Source organism: Albidovulum sp., from assembly GCF_008933605.1.
In the GTDB taxonomy this organism is placed as follows: domain Bacteria; phylum Pseudomonadota; class Alphaproteobacteria; order Rhodobacterales; family Rhodobacteraceae; genus Albidovulum.
The window spans coordinates 1-4,593 of sequence record NZ_WBUS01000205.1; the positions used below are offsets into that span (position 1 = coordinate 1).

The 4,593-nt window shown below is 70.4% G+C and carries 5 protein-coding genes; all 5 read right to left on the bottom strand.

Going from position 1 to position 4,593, the window contains the following annotated elements:
* Positions 1-706 (bottom strand): tRNA lysidine(34) synthetase TilS (tilS, locus tag F9K34_RS17245; protein ID WP_291338350.1); only part of this gene is annotated, 706 nt, incomplete at its 3' end.
* Complete coding sequence (gene ybgF / locus F9K34_RS17250; RefSeq protein ID WP_291338351.1) at positions 703-1,551, bottom strand: tol-pal system protein YbgF; 849 nt, start codon at positions 1,549-1,551, stop codon at positions 703-705. The genes tilS and ybgF, both read right to left, overlap by 4 nt.
* A gap of 7 nt (positions 1,552-1,558) precedes the next feature.
* Positions 1,559-2,077, bottom strand: a complete 519-nt coding sequence (gene pal / locus F9K34_RS17255; RefSeq protein WP_291338352.1) for a peptidoglycan-associated lipoprotein Pal — start codon at positions 2,075-2,077, stop codon at positions 1,559-1,561.
* 84 nt (positions 2,078-2,161) lie between these two features.
* Entirely contained in the window at positions 2,162-3,502 is a 1,341-nt protein-coding gene (gene tolB, locus F9K34_RS17260; protein WP_291338353.1) for a Tol-Pal system beta propeller repeat protein TolB, read from the bottom strand.
* A gap of 157 nt (positions 3,503-3,659) precedes the next feature.
* Entirely contained in the window at positions 3,660-4,499 is an 840-nt protein-coding gene (locus F9K34_RS17265; protein ID WP_291338354.1) for an energy transducer TonB, read from the bottom strand.
* Positions 4,500-4,593 lie beyond the last annotated feature (94 nt).

Below are 4,593 nucleotides of genomic sequence, written 5' to 3' on the forward strand. Positions count from 1 at the left end.
CCGCTGCGAGGTGTCCGGCCACGCGCGCCAGCCCGCCCGCCGTGATGCCGAGCGGCGCCAGCGCGCCCAGCGCCCGCCGCGCCCTTACCCGCTGGTATCGGGCGTCCTCGTTCGTCGGGTCGTCGGTCCAGCCGATCCCCTGCCGTCGCAGGTAGGCGCGCAGCGCCTCGCGGCCGACCGAAAGCAGAGGGCGCGACCAATGGATGCCATCCGCGTGCCAATGCGGGCGCATGGAGGTCAGCCCGTCGATACCGGCCTCGCGGGACAGCTCGATGAGAAAGGTCTCGGCCCGGTCGTCGGCGGTGTGCCCGACCGCGACATGGGCCAGGCCGTTCCTGCGCGCCCAGTCCGCGATCAACCCGTAGCGCGCGCGCCGCGCCTGTTCGGACAGATTTCCCCTGATCTCGCCCGGTCGCCAGACGAGCGTGTCGTGGGCGATCCCGTGCCGCGCGCAGAACCGCGCCACGTTTCCTGCCTCTTCCGCAGACTCCGGCCGCAGTCCGTGATCGACCGTCACCGCACGGAGACTGCCACCCAGATCCCGTTGGACCCGGGCCAGCAGATCAAGCAGGGCCATGGAGTCGCCGCCGCCCGACACCGCGACGCCCGCCGCATCCGGCATCAGGGCGCCGAAGGCGTTGCGGGCAAGGGCAAGCAGATGGACGTCGTCGGTCGCTCCACTCGCCCCCGTCGCAGGTCCGGTCACTGGCAGCCGAGCGACCGCATCGCGGTCGAGGCCTCGACGGCTTCCGGCGCGGTGGGGAAGCGGGTGCCGACCTCGCCCAGCGTCACGCAAGCCTCCTGCGCCTGGCCGAGAAGACCGAGCGCGGCGCCGAGCTTGAGGAGTGCTGCGGGCGCACGGGGCCCGTCCGGCGCCCCCGAGAAGGCGTCGAGATAGGCGCGCGCCGCGCCCGAGGTGTCGCCCTGCTGGGTCAGCGCCTCGCCGCGCAGGAAGTTCGCCTCGCCCGTCAGGGGACCACCCGGGTAGGATTGCGCGAAGGCCGCAAACTGCTCCGCGGCGCCGCGAAAGTCACCGGAATCGAGCGCCGCCTTCGCCCGATCGAAGTCCGCCTGTTCGCTGACGGCAAGCTCTGGGGTGGAGCCCGTTGCGGGCGCGGGGGCCGTCGGAACGACGGCCGGGGCGGGCGCGGTGCCGGCATCGCCGCCAAGGCTTTGCGTGATGGGAAGGCTCGCGGTGTCGCAGCCCTCCTCCAGTTCGCACAGTCTGAACTCGAGATCGCCGACCCGGTTCGTCCCGTCGGTCACGACACGGTTCACCCGGTTCTGCAACGCCTCGGTCGCAGAGGTGAGCCGCGACAGCTCCGCCTCCATCGCGTTCATCCGGTCGAGCGCGGAGGCCCCGCCGGCAGCCTGCATCGCCGCCTGTCCGCCCGAGAGCAGTTCGGACTTCAGCGCCTGAAGCTCGCCCGCAAGCGCTGCAAGCTCGACCCGGATATCGGCAAGCGTCTGCACCTTCTCCTGGCCGTGGGCGTGCAGCGACGTGGCGGCCAGAAGGGCCGCCACCAGGAAGGACCGGACGGGGCGCCGCATCGTCGCCTCAGACCCCGGCGCCGGCGCCGACCACCGTGACCGCGCGGCGGTTCTGCGCATAGCAGGCCTCGTCCGAACAGACGGCGAGCGGGCGTTCCTTGCCGTAGGAGACCGTCTGGAGGCGATTTGCGCCGACGCCCTGCGAGATCAAATAGGCCTTCACCGCATTGGCGCGGCGGTCGCCGAGCGCGATGTTGTATTCGCGCGTCCCCTGCTCGTCGGCATGGCCTTCGATGATCGCCGTATAGGTCGGATGCTGGTTAAGCCAGCCGGCCTGCAGGGCAAGGATCGTCTGTGCCTCCGGCGTGAGCGTGGACTGGTCGACGGCGAAGCGCACGGTATCGCCGATGGTCTGGTTGAAGTAGGCGACGGAGTTCGGGTCGCTCGGGTCGCCGAGTGGCCCGGCGGCGATACCGCCAGCCCCACCCGCGCCGCCGGCCCCGCCCGCGCCGAAACGGTCGGGATTGTTGCAGGCCGCAAGCGCCAGCGCGCCGGTGAGAAGTAGGATCGTCGAGAGTTTGTTCATCGGGATTACCGCCTCTTTTCTGGCTCGATGGAAATTACGATAGCATTCCGCGACTGCGAAGGGAACGTGCCGTCACCGCCGGCGTCATGGCAGCAGCGGCGACCAGGCCGGGTCCGAGGCGCCGCCTTCCATCGGCACCGCCCTGAGGTTCCGCCCCGAGATGTCGACGGAGAAGAGCTGCGAGACGCCGCCCGCGCCGGCGGTCTCGCGCGTGAACATGATTACCCGCCCGTTCGGCGCCCAGGTCGGACCTTCGTCGAGGAAGGACGCGGTCAGGAGCCGCTCTTCCGACCCGTCGGTGCGCATCACGCCGATGTGGAAGCGGCCGGCGTTCTGCTTGGTGAAGGCGATCATGTCGCCGCGCGGCGACCAGACCGGGGTACCGTAGCGCCCTTCGCCGAAGCTGATCCGGGTGGGTTCGCCGCCCCCCACCGACATGATGTAGAGCTGCTGGTTGCCCGACCGGTCGCTCTCGAACACGATCTGCGACCCGTCGGGTGAGAAGGACGGCGCCGTCTCGATCGAGGGCGCGTTGGTCAACCGCGTCATCTGGCCCGACGAAAGCTGCATCGAATAGAGGTCGGTGTTGCCGTCCTGCGAGAGCGAGAAGACGACGGTTGCCCCGTCCGGCGAGAAGCGCGGCGCGAAGGTCATGTTGCCCTGCAGTTCTGCCAGCGCGCGGGAGGACACCGAGGCGAGGTCCATGAGCCGGATCCGCGGGAAGCCGGTCTCGAACGAAGTATAGAGGATACGGTCGCCCGAGGGCGAGAACCGCGGCGCGAGGACGATGGTCGAGGAGTCGGTCAGGTACTGAACGTTCGCCCCGTCATAGTCCATGATCGCCAGCCGCTTCAGCCGCTGGTCCTTCGGCCCGCTTTCCGAGACATAGACGACGCGGCTGTCGAAGTAGCCGCCCTCGCCCGTGATGCGGGAATAGACCTGGTCCGCCACCTTGTGCGCGATCCTTCGCCAGTCGCCCTGTCCGCCGCCGAACTGGAGCCCCTCGCCCAGAGGCGCGCCGGAGAAGACGTCGTAGAGGCGGAACTTCACGTTGATCCGGCCGTCCGAGCCCTGCGACACCGCCCCGGTGATCAAGGCCTGCGCGTTGATCGCCTTCCAGTCGGCATAGGCTACCGGCGCATCGAAGCTCGTCACCGGCGAGATGAAGGCCGAGGCGGGAATCTCGCGGAAAAGCCCCGTGCCGGCCAGGTCGGCGGCGACGACACGCGTGATTTCCTCGGCGATGGCGGCGGCCGAGGGGTTCTCGGCCACGAAGCCGGGCGCGGCGAAGGGCAAGGGCTCGATCACGCCCTCGGTGATCTCAATGCGCAGGGGGCCACCCTGCGCCTGAGCCACCGGGGCGGCGAGGGAAAGGCCAAGGCCGGCAAGGCCAAGCGCGAGGCAGAGCGTGCGGACAGGTGTCATGGGCTTTTCTTCCCTTCCGGTGCGGTTCTGGCGGGTGCGGTTACGGCTGAAAAGGTCAGGGGTCAACGGCGCGGGCGTCATTGCGGCTCCTTCGGCGCGGACGAACGGCCGGCTTCCGCAGCGCGGAAAGGCTCGTAGGGTTGCGCGCCGGCTGCCGTCACTTCATCCTCATCTTCTCGGGGTTGAAGACGATCTCGATCTCCTGCCACTGCGAGTATTTCTCGGCCGGCAGCGGGTAGCCGGTCTTGGCGCAGCGGATGATCGCACGGCGCCCGGCCTCGTAGGCCTGCCGCGCCGCGGCTTCGTCGCCACCTTCGTGGCCGATCATGCGGAAAGAAGACTGGATCGGCATCCCGCCGGGGTCCATGGAGACCCCGACGGTGACGATGGTGTTGAGCGCATCGGTCGAAAGCGCCCCGACGTTCCAGCAGGCCTTCACGGCGACGACCAGCGCGTCCTTCTCGCCTCCCGTCAGCGGCGGGCCGGAGGGTGCGGTGCCGGTGCCGGCCGCGGGTTCCTCGGACGCTTCGCCCGACAACGCCTCGGCCAGCGCGTCGGCCACGGCGTCCTCGGCGGGCGCCTCCGGCGCGGTCTCGGCGGCGGTCTGAGCCGGTTCGGTTGCGGGCGCGGGCTCGGCTTCCGCCGGCGCGGGTTTCGGCTTGGCGGGTTTCGTCGCGGGGCGCGGCGAGGCCGACGGCGCGGCCGAGGCGACCTTTTCCTGGTCCTTGTTTTCCTCGGTCTTCAGCACGTCGCCGGTTTCCTGCGGCGCGGCCGCCTCTTCGGGTTCGACCGGCAGAGGCTCCGCTGCCGGATCCGGCGTGGTTTCGGCCACGGCCTCGGGCGCCGTGTCGGGCTGCGGCTCGGGCGCCTCCACCGGGTCCGGCGCGACGATGTCGGCCGGCTTCGGCTGCGGCTTGGGCGCGATCACCGGCTCGGGTTCGACCGATGGTTCCTCGACCGGCGGCGCGGGCGGCGTCGGCGGCGTGTCCTCGACCACTGTCGCGGGCGGCGAACTAGGGGGCGACGGGGCTTATGCCCATGGACCGGTCAGAGCGCATCGGCATGATCGTCTCGGGGATCGCGCACGCGGG